General features: G+C 69.1%; 20 protein-coding genes. 10 read left to right on the top strand and 10 right to left on the bottom strand.

Annotation, left to right across the window (positions count from 1 at the left end; genetic code table 11):
* Positions 1 to 73: 73 nt before the first annotated feature.
* From QZ607_RS24190 to hoxE, 6 genes are all read right to left on the bottom strand, one after another.
* On the bottom strand, positions 74 to 577 hold the full coding sequence (locus QZ607_RS24190) for a hypothetical protein (RefSeq protein WP_295888355.1): 504 nt from the start codon (positions 575 to 577) through the stop codon (positions 74 to 76).
* A 116-nt stretch (positions 578 to 693) separates the two neighbouring features.
* Positions 694 to 1,251 carry an NADP oxidoreductase gene (locus QZ607_RS24185; protein WP_295888351.1) on the bottom strand — a complete coding sequence of 186 codons (558 nt, stop codon included), beginning with the start codon at positions 1,249 to 1,251 and terminating at the stop codon, positions 694 to 696.
* Positions 1,248 to 1,979 (bottom strand): bidirectional hydrogenase complex protein HoxU, encoded by a 732-nt coding sequence (hoxU, locus tag QZ607_RS24180; RefSeq protein WP_295888349.1) that lies wholly within the window; start codon positions 1,977 to 1,979, stop codon positions 1,248 to 1,250. Before hoxU ends, QZ607_RS24185 begins: the two co-directional genes overlap by 4 nt.
* A 128-nt stretch (positions 1,980 to 2,107) precedes the next feature.
* The gene (locus tag QZ607_RS24175; protein WP_295888347.1) at positions 2,108 to 2,362 is read right to left on the bottom strand and encodes a hypothetical protein; all 255 of its coding nucleotides are present in this window, start codon (positions 2,360 to 2,362) and stop codon (positions 2,108 to 2,110) included.
* 27 nt (positions 2,363 to 2,389) lie between these two features.
* On the bottom strand, positions 2,390 to 4,015 hold the full coding sequence (nuoF, locus tag QZ607_RS24170; protein ID WP_295888345.1) for an NADH-quinone oxidoreductase subunit NuoF: 1,626 nt from the start codon (positions 4,013 to 4,015) through the stop codon (positions 2,390 to 2,392).
* The gene (gene hoxE / locus QZ607_RS24165; protein WP_295888342.1) at positions 4,012 to 4,506 is read right to left on the bottom strand and encodes a bidirectional hydrogenase complex protein HoxE; all 495 of its coding nucleotides are present in this window, start codon (positions 4,504 to 4,506) and stop codon (positions 4,012 to 4,014) included. Before hoxE ends, nuoF begins: the two co-directional genes overlap by 4 nt.
* Before the next feature lie 302 nt (positions 4,507 to 4,808).
* Here hoxE and pssA point away from each other — a divergent pair, with 302 nt between their 5' ends.
* The 4 genes from pssA (at position 4,809) to QZ607_RS24145 (ending at position 10,367) form a co-directional block, all read left to right on the top strand.
* On the top strand, positions 4,809 to 5,648 hold the full coding sequence (pssA, locus tag QZ607_RS24160; RefSeq protein ID WP_295888339.1) for a CDP-diacylglycerol--serine O-phosphatidyltransferase: 840 nt from the start codon (positions 4,809 to 4,811) through the stop codon (positions 5,646 to 5,648).
* Positions 5,649 to 5,903: 255 nt separating this feature from the next.
* Complete coding sequence (locus QZ607_RS24155; RefSeq protein ID WP_295888336.1) at positions 5,904 to 7,364, top strand: cytochrome c3 family protein; 1,461 nt, start codon at positions 5,904 to 5,906, stop codon at positions 7,362 to 7,364.
* A complete protein-coding gene (locus QZ607_RS24150; RefSeq protein WP_295888333.1) occupies positions 7,361 to 8,020 on the top strand; it encodes a cytochrome b/b6 domain-containing protein in 660 nt (219 codons plus the stop codon). The genes QZ607_RS24155 and QZ607_RS24150 overlap by 4 nt, the downstream gene beginning before the upstream one ends.
* 64 nt (positions 8,021 to 8,084) lie before the next feature.
* Positions 8,085 to 10,367, top strand: coding sequence for a multiheme c-type cytochrome (locus QZ607_RS24145; RefSeq protein ID WP_295888331.1), 2,283 nt, complete (start codon positions 8,085 to 8,087; stop codon positions 10,365 to 10,367).
* A 221-nt stretch (positions 10,368 to 10,588) separates the two neighbouring features.
* Here QZ607_RS24145 and arfB read toward each other — a convergent pair whose 3' ends face one another.
* Together arfB and QZ607_RS24135 are read right to left on the bottom strand one after the other, a co-directional pair.
* Positions 10,589 to 11,014 (bottom strand): alternative ribosome rescue aminoacyl-tRNA hydrolase ArfB, encoded by a 426-nt coding sequence (gene arfB, locus QZ607_RS24140; RefSeq protein WP_295888328.1) that lies wholly within the window; start codon positions 11,012 to 11,014, stop codon positions 10,589 to 10,591.
* 78 nt (positions 11,015 to 11,092) lie between these two features.
* On the bottom strand, positions 11,093 to 12,046 hold the full coding sequence (locus QZ607_RS24135) for an HAD hydrolase family protein (protein WP_295888326.1): 954 nt from the start codon (positions 12,044 to 12,046) through the stop codon (positions 11,093 to 11,095).
* A 130-nt stretch (positions 12,047 to 12,176) separates the two neighbouring features.
* On the opposite strand from QZ607_RS24135, the gene QZ607_RS24130 reads away from it, so the two are divergent.
* The gene (locus QZ607_RS24130) at positions 12,177 to 13,238 is read left to right on the top strand and encodes an FAD:protein FMN transferase (protein WP_295888323.1); all 1,062 of its coding nucleotides are present in this window, start codon (positions 12,177 to 12,179) and stop codon (positions 13,236 to 13,238) included.
* Between the two features lie 198 nt (positions 13,239 to 13,436).
* On the opposite strand, the gene hemF is transcribed toward QZ607_RS24130, so the two are convergent.
* Positions 13,437 to 14,378, bottom strand: a complete 942-nt coding sequence (gene hemF / locus QZ607_RS24125; RefSeq protein WP_295888322.1) for an oxygen-dependent coproporphyrinogen oxidase — start codon at positions 14,376 to 14,378, stop codon at positions 13,437 to 13,439.
* 211 nt (positions 14,379 to 14,589) lie between these two features.
* Here hemF and QZ607_RS24120 point away from each other — a divergent pair, with 211 nt between their 5' ends.
* Together QZ607_RS24120 and QZ607_RS24115 are read left to right on the top strand one after the other, a co-directional pair.
* Positions 14,590 to 15,177, top strand: a complete 588-nt coding sequence (locus QZ607_RS24120; protein ID WP_295888320.1) for a hypothetical protein — start codon at positions 14,590 to 14,592, stop codon at positions 15,175 to 15,177.
* A gap of 421 nt (positions 15,178 to 15,598) precedes the next feature.
* The gene (locus tag QZ607_RS24115; RefSeq protein ID WP_295888318.1) at positions 15,599 to 15,739 is read left to right on the top strand and encodes a hypothetical protein; all 141 of its coding nucleotides are present in this window, start codon (positions 15,599 to 15,601) and stop codon (positions 15,737 to 15,739) included.
* Between the two features lie 88 nt (positions 15,740 to 15,827).
* Here the strand turns inward: QZ607_RS24115 and aqpZ are convergent, their stop codons facing one another.
* The gene (aqpZ, locus tag QZ607_RS24110; protein WP_295888317.1) at positions 15,828 to 16,577 is read right to left on the bottom strand and encodes an aquaporin Z; all 750 of its coding nucleotides are present in this window, start codon (positions 16,575 to 16,577) and stop codon (positions 15,828 to 15,830) included.
* 236 nt (positions 16,578 to 16,813) lie between these two features.
* Here aqpZ and QZ607_RS24105 point away from each other — a divergent pair, with 236 nt between their 5' ends.
* The 3 genes from QZ607_RS24105 (at position 16,814) to QZ607_RS24095 (ending at position 18,847) form a co-directional block, all read left to right on the top strand.
* Positions 16,814 to 17,476 (top strand): ParA family protein, encoded by a 663-nt coding sequence (locus QZ607_RS24105; protein ID WP_295888315.1) that lies wholly within the window; start codon positions 16,814 to 16,816, stop codon positions 17,474 to 17,476.
* Between the two features lie 37 nt (positions 17,477 to 17,513).
* The gene (locus tag QZ607_RS24100) at positions 17,514 to 17,894 is read left to right on the top strand and encodes a hypothetical protein (protein ID WP_295888313.1); all 381 of its coding nucleotides are present in this window, start codon (positions 17,514 to 17,516) and stop codon (positions 17,892 to 17,894) included.
* 266 nt (positions 17,895 to 18,160) lie between these two features.
* The gene (locus tag QZ607_RS24095; RefSeq protein WP_295888311.1) at positions 18,161 to 18,847 is read left to right on the top strand and encodes an HAD family hydrolase; all 687 of its coding nucleotides are present in this window, start codon (positions 18,161 to 18,163) and stop codon (positions 18,845 to 18,847) included.
* Positions 18,848 to 18,950 lie beyond the last annotated feature (103 nt).

Raw genomic sequence — 18,950 nt, 5'->3', positions numbered from 1 at the left:
TTCGGCTCCCTGCAACGCCGCATGGCGCGTCCGGAGGCGTCCGCAGCAGGTCGGTGGGTTTCTTCACGACCTCTCAGTCCGCATGCTCGACAACGATCTGGCTGGTGGCTGCGGCCAGTGCGGGGTCCATCTCGGCGAGCAGGTGCAGGTGTCTGCCGGGCTCAAAGCTCGCGCCGCGCAGCAGCGTCATATAGAGGTGCCGCTCACTGCCGTCCGCCGCCCGCAGGATGAGACGGATGGGTGCCGGACCGCCGAGCATCCACCGCTCTGTGGCCTGCACCGGCTCGGTGATCTGCAACAGCAGCTCCACACGCCCGTCGTCCAGGTCCAGTGCCTTGTGGGCAATCCGGAAGGGGCGCCCGCGCAGGTCATCGCCCAGGACCCAGGCGATGCCGCCGGGCTCCGACGCCGCCGTATCGCCCCGGTCTGCCTCCAGCGCGGTAACCCGCTCGGTGAGTACGCGGACCTTGGCCTCCAGCAGCTCGATGCGCTCGGCGGGCGTTTGTCCTGCAACCGCCGGCAGCGCAACGGCAGCACCGAGGAGAGCTGGGGCGGATAAGCGCGGCGCATACGCCACCGGGTGAGGCGCCCCGACGGCGGTTTGCCGCAAGCCTTGGCGTGCATCTCCGGCGGCGGAGGATCGCGGCGGGGATGCCGCTCCCACAATGCGCCGGCGCTGGCTCAGCACGCCCATCAAGCCCCGAACCGCGTCACCCGGCCCGGGTCCGGCGTGCGCCCGGCGATGAGCTCGGTGAGCACATAGTGGATGGCGTCGGCCTGTGGCGGGCAGCCGGGCACGAAGATGTCCACGTCCACCACTCCGTGCACCGGCCGCACGGTGGCCAGCAGCTGCGGCACGCCGTCGGTGGGGATCTGCGGGTTCAGGTCCACGTTGTCGCGGTAGCTGCGCTCGATGACATCATCCAGCTTGAACGGGTTGCGCATGGCGGGGACGTTACCGTTGACGGCGCAGTCGCCGAGGCTCAGCAGCAGCTTGCAGCGGGCGCGGAATTCCCGGGCCTTGTGCAGGTCCTCGTCGTTGCTGATGGAGCCCTCCAGGATGCCTAAGTCCACCTGTTCAGGCAGCGCTTTCGCATCCACGAAGGGGCTGTAGACGATGTCGATCTGATCGGCCAGGTCCACCAGCCGCTCGTCCATGTCCAGAAAGGACATGTGGCAGCCGGAGCAGCCGTCCAGCCAAGTGGTGGCGACCGTGACTTTCGTGCGGCCTTTGCTGCCGTCTGGACTCATCGATGACTCCTCCGCCGCGCCAGGATGGACAGGAACTGCTGGTCTTTGACCATTTCGCCGACGGAAGTGCCCTGCTTCACCAGCGCGCCGGTGGGGCACACCTGCACGCACTTGCCGCAGCTGGTGCAGCTGTCGCTCTCGCCCCAGGGCTTGGCCAGGTCGGTCACCACCTGGCAGCCGCTGCCGCGGCCCATGACGTCCCAGGTGTGGGCGCCCTCGATCTCGTCGCAGACCCGCACGCAGCGGGTGCAGAGCACGCAGCGGTTGTGGTCCACCCGGAACATCTCGTGGCTGGAGTCCACGCTGTAGCCGGTGTTGCGGTAGGGCATGCGCACATGGTCCACCCCGCAGGTCTGTGCCAGCCATTGCAGCTCGCAGTGGCCGTTGGACACGCACACGGAGCAGACATGGTTGCGCTCGGCGAACAGCAGCTCCACCAGGGTGCGGCGGTAGCGCTGGAGCCTGTCGCTGTTGGTCTGCACCGACATGCCCTCGCGCACCCGGGTGGCGCAGGCCGCCTGAAGCCGCGGGCCGCCGTCCACCTCGACCACGCAGAGCCGGCAGGCGCCGACGACGGACAGGCCCTCCATCCAGCACAGGCTCGGGATGGGGATCTTGTTCTCCCGGCACACTTCGATGACGGTCTCTTCCTCGCGGGCGGACAGTTGCTGACCGTCGATGGTCAGGGTGACGACGCGGACATTGGTTTGCGGGGCGGGCAGGGGCATGGGGCGTCCTCGTCCGGGGGGTTGGGTGGGTGCGCTGGGTGATGACGGGCGCGCTCAGCTGAGCTTCATGATGATCTGTTTCGCCGGTCCGGTGACACGCCTCGCGTCGCCAGCCTGCGCAAAGCCGGTCATCCGCCGGCATCATCCACCAGATCGAGCCGTCGCTCGACCCGGGTCAGTCGTTCCTTGATGGTATCGATGCTGACTTGTTGCCGGGCAACGTCCTCCTGCGTGAAAACCAGATCGCGCTTCGTGCCCAAGACCGCGGCCTTCAGACTGCTGACCCGCGATTGAAGCTCGCGGATCTCGTGGACGCTGCTGGCCTGGCCTGCGCGCAGGCCGCGCAGGTGCTCCAGAATCAGGTTCTCGACGTTCTCGGTCATGTCACTCGTGCCGATTGTGCGGCCGCGTCACCCCAGCTTCTCCTCGTACTCATGCCGGAAATACCGCAGCGTCGACAGCACCGGGTTCGGCGCCGTCTGCCCGAGGCCGCAGAGGCTGGTCGCCTGCACCACGTCACACAGCTCCTCCAGCAGCTCCAGGTCCGCACGGGTGGCCTCGGCCTTGGCGATGCGGTCCAGCAGCCCGTGCATCTGCTGGGTGCCGGCGCGGCAGGGAACGCACTTGCCGCAGGACTCGTCCATGCAGAACTCCATGAAGAAGCGGGCGACATCGACCATGTTGGAGGTCTCGTCCATGACGATCATGCCGCCCGAGCCCATCATGGTGCCGAGCGTCTTCAGGCTGTCGTAGTCCACCGGGATGTCCAGGTGCGCCTCCGGTACGCAGCCGCCGGAGGGGCCGCCGGTCTGCACGGCCTTGAAGGCCCGGCCGCCCGGGATGCCGCCGCCGATGTCGAAGATGATGTCCCGCAGCGTGATGCCCATGTCGACCTCGATGAGCCCGCCGTTGACGATGTTGCCGGCCAGCGCGAAGACCTTGGTGCCCTTGGACTTCTCGGTGCCGATGCCGGCAAACCAGTCGCCCCCGTTGCTGATGATGGGCGCGATGTTGGCGTAGGTCTCGACGTTGTTGATGAGCGTCGGGTGGCCCCAGAGGCCGTACTCCGCAGGATAGGGCGGGCGTGGACGGGGATGGCCGCGGCCGCCTTCGATGGAGGCCATCAGCGCTGTCTCCTCGCCGCAGACGAAGGCGCCGGCGCCAAGGCGAATCTCCACGTCGAAATTGAACTGGGTCTCGCAGATGTGGTTGCCGAGGAAGCCGGAGCGCTTGGCCTTGCGGATGGCGGTCTTGAGCCGCTCCACTGCCAGCGGGTACTCAGCACGGATGTAGATGTAGCCCTTGTTGGCGCCGACGGCGTAGGCGGCGATGGCCATGCCCTCCAGCAGCCGGTGCGGGTCCGACTCCAGCACGGCGCGGTCCATGAAGGCGCCGGGGTCGCCTTCGTCCGCGTTGCAGATAACGTATTTTTGCCCTTCGGGCATCTTGGATACCGTGGACCACTTGAGGCCGGTGGGGTAACCGCCGCCGCCGCGTCCGCGTAATCCGCTTGTGGTGACCTCGTTGATGACCTCCTGCGGCGTCATCTCCGTCAGCGCCTGCACCATGGCCGCATAGCCGCCGACGGCGACATAACCCTTGAAGCTGTCCGGGTCGACGATGCCGGAGTTCTCGCGCACGATCCACCGCTGGCGTGCGAAGAAGGGCTGGTCGCTCGGGCAGTGCAGGCGCGCCACAGGGCCGGCGCCCGGTTTGCGTGCGCTGGCGAGAATCTCACCGGCATCGTCCGCTGCCACCTCCCGGTACAGGGTGGACTCGCGCAGGTCGGCGCCCGGCTCCGCCACCGCCACCATGGGGCCGACGGAGCAGAGCCCCATGCAGCCGACGCCTTTGATCCTGCAGCTGTGCTCGCCGTCTGCCGGCGGCTCTGCGGCGGCCGCGTTGAGCCCATGGATGACGCCGGGGGCGCCCGAGGAGTGACAGGCGGTGGCGACGCAGACGCGGATTTCGCGGTCCGCCTCGCCCAGCTCGATGCGGTACTTGGCCGCGAGGTCTTCGAGGTCGTCCAGATTCATTCGGCGATCTCCTGTGCGAGGCGGTCGCAGAAGGCGTCCGGGCCGAGCTTGCCAATGACTTTGCCGTCCACCACCACGGCCGGCGCGAGCCCGCAGGCCCCCACGCAGCGCGCGGTGAGCACGGACAGGGCCTTGTCTGCCGTGGTCTCGCCCGGGGCAGCGCCGAAGCGCGCTTCGATGCCCTCGATGAGGGCGCCGGCACCCTTGATGTAGCAGGCTGTGCCGGTGCACACCACGCAGGCATGCCGGCCCTGGGGCTTCAGCATGAACAGGTGGTAGAAGGTCGCGACGCCGTAGACCTTGCTGAGCGGCAGATCCAGGGAATCCGCCACAAAGGTCATGGCCTCTTCGTCCAGGAAGCCGAAGGCGTCCTGCACCGCGTGCAGGGCTTCGATGAGCGCGTGCCCGGCATAGCCGTTGCGGCGCATGGTGGCGTTGACTAGCTTCCAGCGCTTGTCGTTACTGGGCAGATCCGGGCGTTCTCGCTGCATGAAGGGCTCCCACGTGGCTGCCGGGGCGCGCCCTCGGGTGGATGCCCGTGGCGGCGCGCGCGTGGTCATTAAAACGCGCTGCGCCGCATTGTCAAAATAAAGATTCAATGACCGCCAACGGTGCGGCATCCGCGACGACGCGCTCCCCTTGCACCGCTAGCGTGCGGTGGTGAGCGGCGTTGCGACCTGGCTATACTGCCCCGGCCGCGCCCATGCGCAGCCCGAGCAACGGCGCCCCCCGGCCAGCCGGGCTGTCGCCGCCCACATCCGCAGCCCCACCCCCACGCGACCTGCCAGCGCCGATGACGGATCTCCATCAGCATGCGCCACAGCCCAGCTCGGAGCCCGAGACCTCGGCGTCCGGCGGGCATCCAGCCGACGGCGGCAACCCCCGCGGGCGCCGGCGCCGGCGCGGCATCTACCTGCTGCCCAATCTCTTCACCACGGCGGCGCTCTTCGCTGGCTTCTATGCCGTGCTCTCGGCCAACGCCGGGCGCTTCGAGGCGGCGGCGCTCGCCATTTTTGCGGCCATGCTGCTGGATGGCTTCGACGGGCGCATCGCCCGCATGACCAACACCCAGACCGACTTCGGCGCCGAGTTCGACAGCCTCTCGGACATGGTGGCCTTCGGCGTGGCGCCGGCGCTGGTGGCCTACGAGTGGGCGCTGGGCGGGCTCGGCAAGCTCGGCTGGCTCGCCGCCTTCGTCTACACCGCCGGCGCGGCGCTCAGGCTTGCCCGCTTCAACACCCAGATCGGCATCGCCGACAAGCGCTACTTCCAGGGGCTGCCCAGTCCATCGGCGGCGGCCATCATCGCGGCGTCCGTGTGGATCGGTGTGGACAACGACATCGCCGGCGGCAGCGTGGGGCTGCTGGTGGGGCTGTTCACCGCGGGCGCCGGCCTGCTCATGGTGAGCAACTTCCGCTACCACAGCTTCAAGCTCCTGGACCTGCACGGGCAGGTGCCCTTCATGGTGCTGGTGGTGGTGATGCTGGGCTTCGCGCTGGTGGTGCTGGACCCGCCCATCGTCTTGTTTCTGCTGTTCTTCGGCTACGCCCTGTCCGGGCCGGTGCTGACACTGATCCAGCGCCGGCGTCGCCGCGGCCGCCGGCGGCGGGAGCCGGCCCCCGGGCGCCGCTGAGGCCGCATCCACGGCGCCGCTGACCGCACGCCGGGGGGCGGCTTCGCAGCGCCAGACCTGTTCCGCCACACTTGTTCCGCCAAACCTGTTCAGAATCAGGCCCGGTGCCCGCGGTGGCCTGCCTGAGCACGAGTCCGGCCTTTGCAGGCCCGGTTCTTGCGTTGGATCATTATCCCGCCGCACCGAGCCCGGTAGCGTGAACCCAGGCGGGCCGGTCCGGTCCAGGTTTCTTGAAGTGAGCACGAGAAGGCCCTGATGAGTGGCATCCTGAATCCCTGCCGCAGTGAGGCGGGCGCGCGGTGGCTGTTGCTGCTGCTGGCGCTGCTGTCTTCGGTGGCGCCCAGCGGCGTGCTCGGCGCCGACGGCGCCGAGAATCCAATGCCCGGCTGGATACCGGCGCCCATCGGCTATCCGCCGCCGGGGTCGGGCTACGTACCCAGGGTGGGTCCGCAGTATCCGGGCGCAGCCCCGCCCGTGCCAGCACCACCCGCACCTGTGCAGCCGGCGCAGCAGCTGCCTGTCGGGGCGGCGCCGGCCATCGAGCCGCCGGTGTCCCAGTCCGGTCCGGCAGCCCCGCCGGCGCCGCGTGCTCAAACCCAGCTGCGGGCGCCCACGCAAGAGCCCGGTGCGCACACGGTTGCCGCACCGCCCGCCGCCGGCAGTGCCGGCACGGGCCCGGCGCCGGTGTCCGCCGTAAGCGTCGCGGAGCCCCCGGCTTCGCCGACGCCGCCGCCGGCATCGGCACAGGCCCGCGCGGTCGCGCAGGCAGCACCGGAGGGCGCCTATCCGGATGTGACGCCGGACACCGCGGACGCTGCCGACGGCGCAGCCGCCCAGGTGGCCGACGCCGGCGCGGACAGCGCATCCGGCCTCACCAGCGGCGACAGCCCCGAATGCATGCGCTGCCACTGGATGGAGACCATGGCCTACCGCGACCGGGAGACGCGGGAGATCGTGAATCTCTCCATCGACCGCGATGCCTATGAGCACTCGGTGCACCACGAGCTCGCCTGCCGCGACTGCCACGACCGCGGCTACAAGCACTATCCGCACCGCACCAGCAGTGCGGACGAAAATCTGCAATGCGTCGAGTGCCACGAAGACCGCCAGGGCGACGAGCATCACCAGCCGCCGAAGCTCGACGCATTCGCCATCCAGTACCAGGACAGTGTGCACGCCAAGCAGGACGAGGAGCCCTTCAGCTGCTTCTCCTGCCACAACCCGCACAGGTTCCGTCCACTGCCCAACGACACGCCGGTGCCGCAGGTGGTGGCCGCCAACAACAACCTCTGTCTGGACTGCCACACCGAGCTGCGCTCGCCGGTGCCCAAGGGCCACGACTGGCTGCCGCGCCCGCAGCAGCACTGGGCCGCGGTGCGCTGCATCGACTGCCACACGCCGGTGGAGGGACGCGACCTCTATGCTCCCTCGCACGAGATGCTGGGGGCCGAGGAGAGCAACCAGAACTGCGTCGAATGCCACAGCCAGGGCGGGCAGCTGCTGGCCCAGCTGTATGTGCACCGCGCGGAGCAAGAGCGTGAACAGGAGGGTTTCCTCGCCCACGCCATCTACAACGATGCCTATATCATCGGCATGAGCCGCAGCCCGCTCATCGACCTGATCGGGCTCGCCATCGTCGGGCTGATGGTCATCGGCATCGGCGCCCACGGCTTCGGCCGGTATCTGGCCCACAAGCGTCAGCAGGAGGCCCAATGAGCACGCTCTACCTCTACCCCGTCTGGCTCAGGCTCTGGCACTGGCTGAACGCCCTGCTGTTCTTCGCGTCGCTGGTGACGGGCATCAGCATGCACTTTGCGCTCAGCTGGCTGGTTCCGTTGGACGTCGCCGTGCCGGTGCACAACACCAGCGGCATCCTGCTGACCGTCTCCTGGGTGCTGTTCCTCCTCGGCAACCTCATCGGCGGTAACGGCAAGCACTATCTGGTCAATATCCGGACATTGCCGATGGACCTCTTCCGCCAGGTGCGCTACTACGTCTACGGCATCTTCGTGAACGAGCCGCATCCCTTCCACGTGAGCGCCGAGCACAAGCTGAATGCGCTTCAGACCCTGAGCTACGTCGGCGTCATGTACGGGCTGATGCCGCTGCTCATCATCAGCGGCTGGGCCTTCCTGTTCTCCGGCGAGCTGCCGGAGACCGTCTTCGGCTTCGGCACCATCTGGGTGGTGGCCATGGCACACCTGCTGCTGGCGTGGATGATGCTGCTGTTCCTGGTGGTGCATGTGTACATCATCACCACCGGCGAGACGCCCACCACCAACCTCAAGGCCATGATCACCGGCTGGCACAAAGAGGGTGCGCGTGACGAGGGGCAGGGTGCGCGGGACGGCGCCGCTGCCGACACGCGCTGACGCCCCGTACAATCCAGGCAACCTTTTCAAGACAGCCGAGCCGTAACCGGACCTCTGCCACACCATGAACACCTCCGCACAAGCCAATGCCAAACTGCCGCGGGCCGGCCGCTGGGTGCTGATCGGCATCGCCGTGCTCGCGGTGGGCTATCTGCTCTACAAGCTGGTGTATCCCATCGCCTTCGATCTCTACACCGGCGTCACCAACGCCCCGCTCACCTATCCGAACAGCGAGACCCTGTCCGACGCCGAGCTCGAGCAGCTGGCGCTGGAGCTCACCGAGGACGCGCGGCGCAGCCGTGCCGAGGCGGCGGTGGCGCCGGACCAGGACCCGTTCGCCCGCGAGCTGAAGGTCGAGATGCTGATGCACACGCCCTCCTTTGTGGAGGACACGGAGTACAGCCACATCAAGTACTTCCGTGACGCCGGCATCCGCACCTACGAAGGGCCCGCCACCTGCCTGACCTGCCACGAGACCATGCAGGTGCAGCACGGCGACGGCAGCCTGGAGACTGTCGATACCCTGAGCGACATCGTCAACTCTGTGCACTTCAAGTTCCAGAGCGCCAAGGCCGGCGGCTTTTCCACCTACGGCTACGACGGGCGCCTGGTGAACGCCCCCGACAGCCGGCAGATCCCCGTCGGCAAGATCAACCGCGCCTGCGGCATCCCCGGCAGCTTCTCCTGGACCGGCTGGGCCGCGCTGGTGGAAACACAACCGCATTCACCGCCCAGCACTGAGCCGCCGCGCACCGAGATCACGCAGGTGTCCACCGGGGCGTCAGACCCGCACGGCGGCGAGAAGGTGCTGCGCAGCGAGGGCTGCGGGCAGTGCCACATCGGCGGCAACTACCACCCGGCCACCGAGAAGATGATGCCGGTGGGGGACGTGCCGCAGACGGCGAAGCAGGGCATCGACTGCCTCATCTGCCATTCGCGCGAGTACGACATGAACCAGCGCTACGTCATCCAGGACGAGTACGGCATGCGCTGGAACCAGGACCGCAGCATGCGCGCGGCGCTGACGGTGGGGCAGACCACGAAAGAGAACTGCCTCAACTGCCACCAGCACAACATGGGCGGCGATACCTATGTGCATAACGTCGCCGCCAAGAGCCTTGGCGAGAAGCACCAGCGCATCCTGCATTCCGGCGCCAAGCGCGGGAATCCCTTCAGCCCGGAGCACGACGCCCACGCGGCGGCCAACATCCAGTGCACCGACTGCCATGTGCCGGAAGGGCACAAGATCCCGCGCGGGCGCATGGGCGTGGACCTGGTGGCCAACGACCTGCCGGAGAAGGACGTCACCTGTGAAAGCTGCCACAGCAAGACACCGCACAATGCCTCCGAGCATCGCGCGCTGCTGAACGGGCACATCGCCCGCCTCGCCTGCGAGACCTGCCACATCAAGCAGCTGCAGGACGACAATGTCATCCTGCGCGACTGGGTGCACCCCACGTGGAACGAGGAAGAAGGCCTCTGGGAGTTCACCGACGTCTACAAGTCCGGCGAGCCGGGCAAGGGCATCATTTACCTGTGGTTCAACGGCAACGGCACTTTCCTCGCCAATGCGCTCGGCAGCAACCCGGAGGGCGACGGCAACTACAACCCGCTCATGCAGCAGATGGCCGAGATCACGGACCCGGAGATCATCGCCGCCGTCCGCGCCAAGGCCGAGGAGCTGAAGCAGACCTACCCGGACCTGGACGTGGAGCAGTACGTAACAGCCGCCACCCAGCCCCTGTCGCAGCTCTCGCCGGAGATGCTGGAGAAGCGCAAGCAGATGATCGCGCAGAACCTGAAGGCGGCCATGGAAAGCGGGGAAAGCCGCATCTACCCGTTCAAGCCCTTCAACGCCATGATGTATGAGGACATGACCAACCAGGGGCCGTTCGGGGCCATGATCCTGCCCTTCGACTATGCCACCTACTATGAGCAGGGTGACCCGCTTCAGGCCATGAAGGTCGCCATCCAGGACCCGATCGTCAAGCGCATGTACCAGGAGCCCTTCAAGCTCTACATGATGGATGAGTTCATGGCCTATTTTGGTGTCGAGGGCGGCTGGAAGACCGAGTTCCCCATCAAGCGGGACGGCAGCATGCCCAACGTGAAGGCGAACTGGATGCGCCAGATGGGCACGCTCATGGTCAACCACGGCATCGAGCGCCAGGGCCACACCTGCAAAGACTGCCACAGCCCCGACGGCATCCTCGACTACGCCGCGCTGGGCTACCCGCCCGAGCGCGTCAAGGAGCTCTCGTCCATGGACATCGCCAAAGAAGTGGACGAGGACTTCGCCGTGGAGCCCGCGGCGGCCGAGGGCGCGGAGCTGTCGGCGCGGCGCTGATCCGCCCGCCCGCCGTGGGGAGGGACCCCCGCAAGGCTGCGTCGTCTGAGGCCCGGCGATCACTGCCTGATCTGCGCACCGCGGTGCGCGCTGTGCGGGGTGTCGGCTGACGTCGGCCTACCCAAAAGCGGCCACCCCGGTTGCGCAGTTCTGCGCCAGTTTGTCGTTGCAGCGGCTGGAGTCCCAGACCGCTGCGGCATGGAGGTCGATGGGCGTCGCGGTCAATCCTCGCGGCCCACCCGCCCCCGCATCTGCTTGGTCCGCGCCCGCTGCTTCTTCTCGTCCACGCGCCGGGCCTTGGCGGCGCGGGACGGCTTGGTGGGGCGGCGGGGCTTGGGGACGTGGCTCGCCTTGGCGATCAGCGCCACCAGGCGCTCGCGGGCATCGGTGCGGTTGCGCTCGCGGGTGCGGTGGCGGTGGGCGTGGATGGTGAGCACGCCGTCGGAGTCCACACGGGAGCCGGCGAGCTTCTCCAGGCGCGCCCGCACACCCGCGGGCAGTGAGGGCGAGCGGCGCACGTCGAAGCGCAGCTGCACCGCGGTTTCGACCTTGTTGACGTTCTGCCCGCCGGGGCCGGGCGCGCGCACGAAGCGCTCGCTGAGCTCGTCCTCGTCGATGGCGATGTCGGGGGTGATGTGCAGGGTCATCTCGGCTGTCCCTTGTCGGTTCACGCAGCGACGGCCGCACCCGGCCTCGGCGGCTCCTGTCGCCCACCGCGGGCGCCCTCAGGCCGGCCCCAGGGCGCCCGTGTCGAGCAGCGGCTCAAGGTATCGCGCCACGGCCTCGTCCGTATGGCTGCCGATGCGCGGAACGTCCGGCAGGGCCTGGTGCAGTCGCTGATCGGCGTTGTCCATCAGCAGCGCCAGGCCGCCGCCGTCGGCAATCAGCCGGAGCATTTCCAGGTCGTTGAGGCCGTCGCCGAAGCAGACGACCTCGGCCGCCGTCAGCCCCAGGTCATCGAGCAGCCCGGCCAGAGCCGCGCCCTTGCTTACACCGGGGGCCAGCACCTCCAGCGTCTGCGGCAGCGAGAAGGTGGTGCCGACGGTCTCGCCGCAGCGGGCAAGGACCTCCTGCTCCAGCGCCAGCAGGTGCTGGTGCTCGCCATGGTAGATGACCTTGAGCACATCGGCGCCGTCCAGCGCCGCGAAGTCTGCCATCTGGTAGTGGAAGCCCGAGTCCTGGTGATAGCGCAGCAGGCTCGGGTCCGGCTGTTCCACGAGCCAGGCGTCGGTCAGAAAGACGTTGGTGTGCACGTTGCGGAACAGCGGGTCGCGCAGTAGGAAGTCGAGCGGTGCCCTTGGCAGCCGGGTGGCCTGCACGAGGCGGCCGTCCGCGGCATTGACGGCGGCGCCGTTGCAGCTGACGAGGTAGCCGTGCGCCGATGGCGCCGTTGCGCTGTGGGAGCGCCGTCCCCGGCGCGACGGGGTGGCCACGGGCTCGGTCGCGGCCGGCATGCCGCTCCCACGGCCGGCATTGCCTGCCGTATCGAGCTGAGCGTCCAGGCGGCTCGCCAGCGAGTCGGCGAGCACGCGGATGTCCAGGAAGTGCCGCCCGGAGGCCAGCACCAGACCCACACCCGCCGCCCGCACCCGGCCCAGCACGGCCCGCGTATAATCGCCGAGGCGATGGTCCGCGCCCAGCAGGGTGCCGTCCAGGTCGGAGACCACCAGCTTGTACATCTCTCTGCGGCCTCTGTCGGGGTCTGCAATCGGGGTGCAGCTTGGGCGAGGCCGGGATGCATGTCCAGCCCCGGCGGCCCGGTTGCGCCGCTACCCCGCCGCCGCATCCAATCTGCTGCCAGTCAGAGCCATGTCCCTGCCGTCCCCGCCACCGGTGAGCTTTGGCTCCCGACCTCTGTTGCTGCGCCTCGGTGCGCTCGCCGCCCTGGTGCTGCTGATCTTGTCCGGCTGTGGCCCCAAGGAGCACACGCTCGACCTCGTCGGCCGCACCATGGGCACCAGCTGGAGCGTGCAGGTGCCGCGCCCGCCCGCGGGTCTGGACGATGCGGCGCTGTATGCGTCCATCACCGCGGTGCTCGCCGAGGTGAACGAGCGCATGTCCACCTATCAGGCCGACTCGGAGCTCTCGCGCTTCAACGCCGCGGAGACCACGGATTGGTTTCCGGTCTCCGCCGAGCTGGTGCGGCTCACGGATACGGCGCTCGCCGTCAGCACCCTCACCGACGGCGCCTTCGACGTCACCGTGGGTCCGCTGGTGAACCTCTGGGGCTTCGGGCCGGAGGTGAAGGCCGAGCAGCTGCCGGCGCAGGCCGAGATCGATGCCGCCCTGGCCCGCGTCGGCTGGGACCTGCTCCACACCCGCGCCGAGCCGCCGGCGCTGCGCAAGGACCGGACCGACCTCTACGTGGACCTCTCCGCCATCGCCAAGGGCCATGGCGTGGACCGCATGGCCGCCGTGCTGGAGGACGCCGGCATCACCGACTATCTGGTGGAGATCGGCGGCGAGCTGCGCGGGCGCGGCCGCAACGCCGAGGGCGAGCCCTGGCGCATCGCCATCGAGCGCCCGGACGCCGGGCGCCGCGCCGTGCTGCGGGTGGTGGCGCTGACGGACCTGGGCATGGCCACCTCCGGCGACTATCGCAACTTCTTCGAGCTGGACGGCGAGCGCTACTCCCACACCATCGACCCCGCCACGGGTAGGCCCGTGGACCACCAGCTCGCCTCGGTGACGGTGCTCGCCGAGCGCTGCGCCGAGGCCGACGCCTGGGCCACGGCCCTGCTGGTGCTGGGGCCGGAACGGGGCATGACTATCGCCAACGACCGCGGCCTCATCGCGCTCTTCGTGGAGCGCTTCGGCGATGAGCTGCGGGTGACGGAGAGCACCGCCTTTGCGGGGATGGCGGGCGGATAGGCCCCAGCGTCGTCAGCGCCTGCTTGCGACGCCATCGCTGCGGCATCGAGCCGCAGCGGCGGCGGGCCGAGTGAAACTCGGCGGCCCCAGGGCGGGACGAGCCTGGGGGCGCCGAGTTTCACTCGGCCCCATCCGGGGCGGGCTCGATACCCACCCCGGATGCGCCGAGAGGGACGCAGCCCGCGCTGCACGCCAGTATCAGGGCGCCTCCTCCAGCCAGTCCTGCGGCACCAGGAAGCGGTCGTAGAGCTCGGCTTCCGGGCTGTCCGGCGCCGGGTGCCAGTCGTAGCGGAAGCTCACCTGCGGCGGCAGGGACATGAGGATGGACTCGGTGCGCCCGCCGGATTGCAGGCCGAACAGGGTGCCGCGGTCGTAGACCAGGTTGAACTCCACGTAGCGCCCGCGCCGGTAGCACTGGAAGTCGCGCTCCTCGTCGCCGTAGTAGAGCCCTTTGCGGCGGGCGACGATGGGGCGGTAGGCGGGGATGTAATGGTCAGCGACGCTGCGCATGAAGGCGAAGCACTTGTCGAAGCCCCAGGCGTTGAGGTCGTCGAAGAACAGCCCGCCCACGCCGCGGGGCTCCTGGCGGTGCTTGAGATAGAAATACTCGTCGCACCAGTGCTTGAGCCTGGCGTGCAGCTGGGCCGAGGTCTCGCCGTCGTCGCCGAAGCCCTCGCAGGCGGCCCGCGCCGTGCGGTGCCAGTGGATCACGTCCTCGTCGTTGCCGTAGTAGGGCGTGAGGTCGAAGCCGCCGCCGAACCACCAGACGGCGGGCTCGCCCGGCTTCTCGGCAATGAAGAACCGCACGTTCATGTGCGAGGTGGGCACGAAGGGGTTCCAGGGGTGCATCACCAGGGACACGCCCATGGCGCGAAAGCCGCGGCCGGCGAGCTCCGGACGGGCGGCGGTGGCGGAGGGCGGCAGGCGGTCGCCCTGGACGTCGGAGAAGTTGATGCCGCCTTTCTCGAACACCGCGCCGCCCTCCATGACCCGGGAGCGCCCGCCGCCGCCGGCGGGCCTGTCCCAGGCGTCCTCGCGGAAGTCGGCGCCGCCATCCTCGGTGGCGAGGTCATGGCAGATGCGGTCCTGCAGCGCCAGTAGGTAGGCGCGGACGGCGTCTGGGTCTGGCTGGTCGGGCATGGGTGGCTCCTGCGGGTGGCTCATGGCGGCGGGCTGCGCACGGGCGCGTCTTGGGTGGCACCTCTTCAGCCGCCGGCATCTGCAACGCATGTTAGCGAAGGTGCGGTGCGGGCGCGGCACCGATGCCGGCGGCAATGCCGCGGCATTCGTCAGGGAGTTGCCTGTGCTGATAGGCTGCTGGACTCCTGCCAAGCAACTGTCCGGGTGCCCCATGTCCAGTCCATTTCAACTTGCCGCCGCCACGGCCGTCCTCGCCTTCCAGGCAGCCGCTGCCATCGCCGAGCAGCCGGCGGCGACGCAGCCCGTCGAGCTCCTCGGCCTGCGCTCCGCGGTGCCCGCGCACTGGCAGGCCCAGCCGCCGCAGAGCGACATGCGCCTGGCCCAGTTCAGCGTGGGCGACCCCGGTGCCGAGGCCGACACCGCCGGCGGCGCGGAGATGGTGGTCTACTACTTCGGCCCGACCCAGGGCGGTACGCTTGAGGCCAACGTGGAGCGCTGGCAGTCCCAGTTCACGGGGCCGGACGGCGGCCCGGTGGAGCCCGAGATCACCGAGCTCGGCGGCAACTTCGAGGCGACCCTGGTGAGCCTGCGCGGCAGCTATGCCCGCGGCGTCGGCATGGGCCCCGGCGACACGGCCCTGTCGGATCGGATGCTGCTCGCCGGCATCGTCGAGACGCCCGAGGGCAAGCTCTACCCGCAACTGCACGGCCCGGCGGACCTGGTGGCGGCCGAGCGCCCGGCCTTTGTCGCCTTCATCGGGGGGCTCGCGCCGGTGGCCCAGGCCGACGGCGGTGATTAGGCACCCTGCGTCGGTCGGAGCGGTGCAGCCTCTCTGCCGATATGACTGCGTACGGATCAGGCATCGCGCCCGGGCGGCGTACACGAAGTGCGGGTTCTGTGCGAAATCCCTGTAACGGCGCACGGGCGATGTCCGGCCGCCGCTATCGGAATTAGCCTGCTTTCAGCGACGGCCTGAAGACTTAGCTTCTTCTCCGCTGCCAACACCTGGAGAAGCGAGATGAAGCTTGAAAACCTGATGCTTGCCTGTGCCCTGGGCGCAGCCACCGCCGCTGCCCAGAGTGAGACGATGGACACCGACATGCCCATGGGCCGGTCGCTGTTCGCGGAGCACGGCTGCACCAACTGCCACGGTGCCGACGGCGTCCACCCGGAGGCCCGCTGCGTGCCCGTCCTTCGCGGCAAGCCCGCGGCAGACCTGTATGCGCACGCCAAGCAGATCTTCGGTCGACAAGGCCAAGGCCGGGCCGCGCAAAGGCGAGCGCGTGGTCAACGGCTGGAAGAACGCCGGGCTGCCCTGGACCTACAAACTGGACAAGGCGGCGATGTACTGGGACTTGTAGGGCCAGGTCTTGTGACACCGCTCTGCGGTGTCACAACACCTGTATGCGCGGGACCCGGGGCTGTTGCAGCCCCGTCAGCGCCGCGCTCTCAGGCCACCGTGCCGCCGAGCTTCTCGATTTCCGGCGGCTCGCTGGTGGTGGCGAAGGCGTTGTAGATCACACCCGCGAGCCCGGCGCCGATGATCGGGGCGAGCCAGAACATCCACAGCTGGCCCATGGCCTGCCCGTAGCCGCCGGTCAGGAGCGCGATGGCCGGGCCCGTGCTGCGGGCCGGGTTCACGGAGGTGTTGGTCACCGGGATGCTGATGAGGTGGATCAGGGTCAGCGCCAGGCCGATGGCGATGCCGGCGGAGGCCGCGGGGGCCCGCTTGTCGGTGGCGCCCAGGATGATGAGCAGGAACATCATGGTCATCACCACCTCGGTGACGAAGCCGGCGGCGAGGGAGTAGCCCGCCGGCGACAGCGCGCCGTAGCCGTTGACGGCCAGCGCGTTGGCCGACAGCGCAAAGTCCGGTCCGCCGGCGGCGATGTACCAGAGCAGGAAGGCCGCGAGCGTCGCGCCGATAACCTGCGCGATCACATAGGCGGGCACGTCCGACCACGCAAAGCGCCCACCCACCGCGAGCCCCACCGACACGGCCGGGTTCAGGTGGCAGCCTGAGATGTGCCCGATGGCATAGACCATGGTGAGCACTGTGAGTCCGAAGGCGAAGGCGACACCGAGCAGGCCGATGCCGACGTCGGGGATGGCGGCGGCAAGCACGGCGCTGCCGCAGCCACCGAGCACGAGCCAGAAGGTGCCGATCAGCTCAGCGGTGGAGCGTTTCATGAGTGTCATGGCGATAAGATTATTGCGTTGTTGGAGCCGGGTGGTCCCGCCGGCCCGGACGGGCGGCAGGTGTATAGGCTCTGGCGCCGTTGCAGTCAACGCGCCGACGGCCGATTCGGGCAAATAATCGGCAATTTGTAGGAAGATGGCGCCAGATGGCGGTGGAGAGCGCCGCGTCGTCGCCGCCCGCTGCGCCTCGACAGCCCCGCGCGGATCATCGATACTCCAACGGCATGAAGGGGCGGATGACAACCCTGAGCCTCATCGCCCAGAAGGGCGGCACGGGCAAGACCACGCTGGCCATCCACCTGGCGGTGCAGGCCCAGCGTGCCGGGCTCCGGGTGCTGTTGGTGGACACGGACCCCCAGGGCAGTGCCGGCGCCTGGTGGCAGCGGCGTGCCGCGGACGCGCCGGCGCTGGTGGAGGGGCAGGGGACGGAGCTCGCGGGCATGCTGGAGGAGGCCCGCCGGCGCGGCTTCGGGCTGGTCATCGTGGACACGGCGCCGCACAGCTCGGCGCAGTCGCGCGCCTGCGCCGAGGCCTCGGATGCGGTGCTGATCCCGACCCGGCCCGCGATCCTGGACCTGGACGCCATCGGCATCACCACGGCCCTGGTGGCGGACCTCCAGGTGCCGGCGCAGATCGTGCTGAACGCCTGCCCGCCGCCCACCCGGGCGCAGGAGCCGCGGCTGGTGACCGAGGCCCGGGAGGCGCTGACCGCCTATCCGGTGCCCGTCTGCCCGGTGGCCGTGAGCCAGCGCGCCGCCTACAGCCATGCGCTCATCGACGGTCGCGCGGTGGTGGAGTTCGAGGCCCGCGGCAAGGCCGCCACCGAGATCGGGGCGCTGTGGCAGGCGGTGCAGGCGATGCTCGGGCACGGGCGCGAAGCCACTCGATCCGCCAGCTGACCCGCCCCCGTCGCACCCCGCCGCGGAGGACATGCCCATGACCGCCAAACGTGCCAAGCTCAGCCTCGACCCGGGCCAGCACAGCAAGGCGCCGCCGCCGCACGGGTTCGATGCGCCGGCGCCGGCCCGGGAGCAGCCCCAGGGCGACATGGATACGGGCGCTGCCGCCGCAGCTGTGTCGGCCGGGGGATCTGCGGCGGGCCGCGCGGCGGGGCGCTGGCGCGCACACCGCCCGCAGGTGGCAGACGCCCCGGTGAGCGAGGGCGGCGAGCGCCACCGCCAGGACCCGACCACGGGCGGCCCGGAGACGCTCCTGGCCCGCGCCGCTGCACTCTCCCGACACCCGGCCGTTCGGGTTGTGGCGGCGGGTGTGCTGACCGGTCTCTCGATCTATCTGCTGCGGCGGCGGCTGTTCTGACCCTGCGCAGCCTGGCGGTACTTCAGCCGCGCTGCTCGTTCTCAAGCGCCTTGCGCGTGATCTGGTCGTAGAGGTCGATAAGGCGGGAGTAGAGGGGCTCCCAGTCGGGATGATGCTGCACGTAGGGGCCGTCACGGCGCAGCCCCGCTGCTGCACGCAGCCTGCAATGTGAGAAAATCCCCGGCGTTTGCGACGAACAGGACAATGCCGCGGCTGGCTGGGCGCTCTTGCAGGGGCGGGCCGCGCGCACGGGTGACGCATACGCCATGTATACCAATGACCGGCTGGTGATCCTCGATGCGGACGGCACCACCATCGACGCCTTCAAGGCCATCGAGAAGACCTTCGCCCACCATGGCATGGATATCGGGCCGCTGGCCCGCTTCCAGAAGCGGCGCAACATCTTCAAGTACCTCGGCGGGCTCAAGGAGATGCCGCAGAATCTGCGCCAGCAGCTCGGCCGCGGCACCCGCGCCAAGGTGGTGGAGACACTGACGGAGGTGTACCGCGAGGAGGCGACCATGTTCGAGGGCATGGAGCGGCTCATTCGCCGCCTGGCCATGGCCGCCGACATCAAAGTCGGCATCGTCACCCGCAACATCACCATCAATCCGGTGGAGACCCTCACCAAGCTGTTCGACCGCCACGGCATCGAGCCGGATCTGCTGGACTTCCTGGTGCACCTGCCGCTGTCGGAGGATAAGCTGCCCTACTTCCGCCGCACCCGCGAAGAGCTGGAGATCAACCCCGCGCGCGCCTACGCCTGCGGCGACGAGGCCAAGGACTTCCGTGCCGCCGTCAACACGGGTATGCATCCCTTCATGGTCTCCTACGGCTTCGAGGGCTTCGACCGGTTGCATCTCAAGCACGAGATCCCGGCGGAGGTCATCTCCCGCACGCCGGATGAGCTCTCCTGGCGCGTGCTGCACGCGCTGGGGCTGGATGGGGACTGAGAGGTTGTGAAGAAACCCACCGACCTGCTGCGGACGCCTCCGGACGCGCCATGCGGCGTTGCAGGGAGCCGAAAACCGGGTCACGTAGAACGACTACGCTCCC

The sequence above is a fragment of the uncultured Thiohalocapsa sp. genome (assembly GCF_913063425.1).
GTDB lineage: Bacteria > Pseudomonadota > Gammaproteobacteria > Chromatiales > Chromatiaceae > Thiohalocapsa.
The sequence above is the reverse complement of the archived record's forward strand: the minus strand, read 5'-3'. Positions and strand labels throughout refer to the sequence as shown.

Coding starts and splice junctions, on each gene's coding strand:
- QZ607_RS24185 (WP_295888351.1), bottom strand. CDS start 1,251: ATGAGTCCAGACGGCAGCAAAGGCCGCACGAAAGTCACGGTCGCCACC.
- hoxU (WP_295888349.1), bottom strand. CDS start 1,979: ATGCCCCTGCCCGCCCCGCAAACCAATGTCCGCGTCGTCACCCTGACC.
- QZ607_RS24175 (WP_295888347.1), bottom strand. CDS start 2,362: ATGACCGAGAACGTCGAGAACCTGATTCTGGAGCACCTGCGCGGCCTG.
- nuoF (WP_295888345.1), bottom strand. CDS start 4,015: ATGAATCTGGACGACCTCGAAGACCTCGCGGCCAAGTACCGCATCGAG.
- hoxE (WP_295888342.1), bottom strand. CDS start 4,506: ATGCAGCGAGAACGCCCGGATCTGCCCAGTAACGACAAGCGCTGGAAG.
- pssA (WP_295888339.1), top strand. CDS start 4,809: ATGACGGATCTCCATCAGCATGCGCCACAGCCCAGCTCGGAGCCCGAG.
- QZ607_RS24155 (WP_295888336.1), top strand. CDS start 5,904: ATGAGTGGCATCCTGAATCCCTGCCGCAGTGAGGCGGGCGCGCGGTGG.
- QZ607_RS24150 (WP_295888333.1), top strand. CDS start 7,361: ATGAGCACGCTCTACCTCTACCCCGTCTGGCTCAGGCTCTGGCACTGG.
- QZ607_RS24145 (WP_295888331.1), top strand. CDS start 8,085: ATGAACACCTCCGCACAAGCCAATGCCAAACTGCCGCGGGCCGGCCGC.
- arfB (WP_295888328.1), bottom strand. CDS start 11,014: ATGACCCTGCACATCACCCCCGACATCGCCATCGACGAGGACGAGCTC.
- QZ607_RS24135 (WP_295888326.1), bottom strand. CDS start 12,046: ATGTACAAGCTGGTGGTCTCCGACCTGGACGGCACCCTGCTGGGCGCG.
- QZ607_RS24130 (WP_295888323.1), top strand. CDS start 12,177: ATGTCCCTGCCGTCCCCGCCACCGGTGAGCTTTGGCTCCCGACCTCTG.
- hemF (WP_295888322.1), bottom strand. CDS start 14,378: ATGCCCGACCAGCCAGACCCAGACGCCGTCCGCGCCTACCTACTGGCG.
- QZ607_RS24120 (WP_295888320.1), top strand. CDS start 14,590: ATGTCCAGTCCATTTCAACTTGCCGCCGCCACGGCCGTCCTCGCCTTC.
- QZ607_RS24115 (WP_295888318.1), top strand. CDS start 15,599: ATGCGCACGCCAAGCAGATCTTCGGTCGACAAGGCCAAGGCCGGGCCG.
- aqpZ (WP_295888317.1), bottom strand. CDS start 16,577: ATGACACTCATGAAACGCTCCACCGCTGAGCTGATCGGCACCTTCTGG.
- QZ607_RS24105 (WP_295888315.1), top strand. CDS start 16,814: ATGACAACCCTGAGCCTCATCGCCCAGAAGGGCGGCACGGGCAAGACC.
- QZ607_RS24100 (WP_295888313.1), top strand. CDS start 17,514: ATGACCGCCAAACGTGCCAAGCTCAGCCTCGACCCGGGCCAGCACAGC.
- QZ607_RS24095 (WP_295888311.1), top strand. CDS start 18,161: ATGTATACCAATGACCGGCTGGTGATCCTCGATGCGGACGGCACCACC.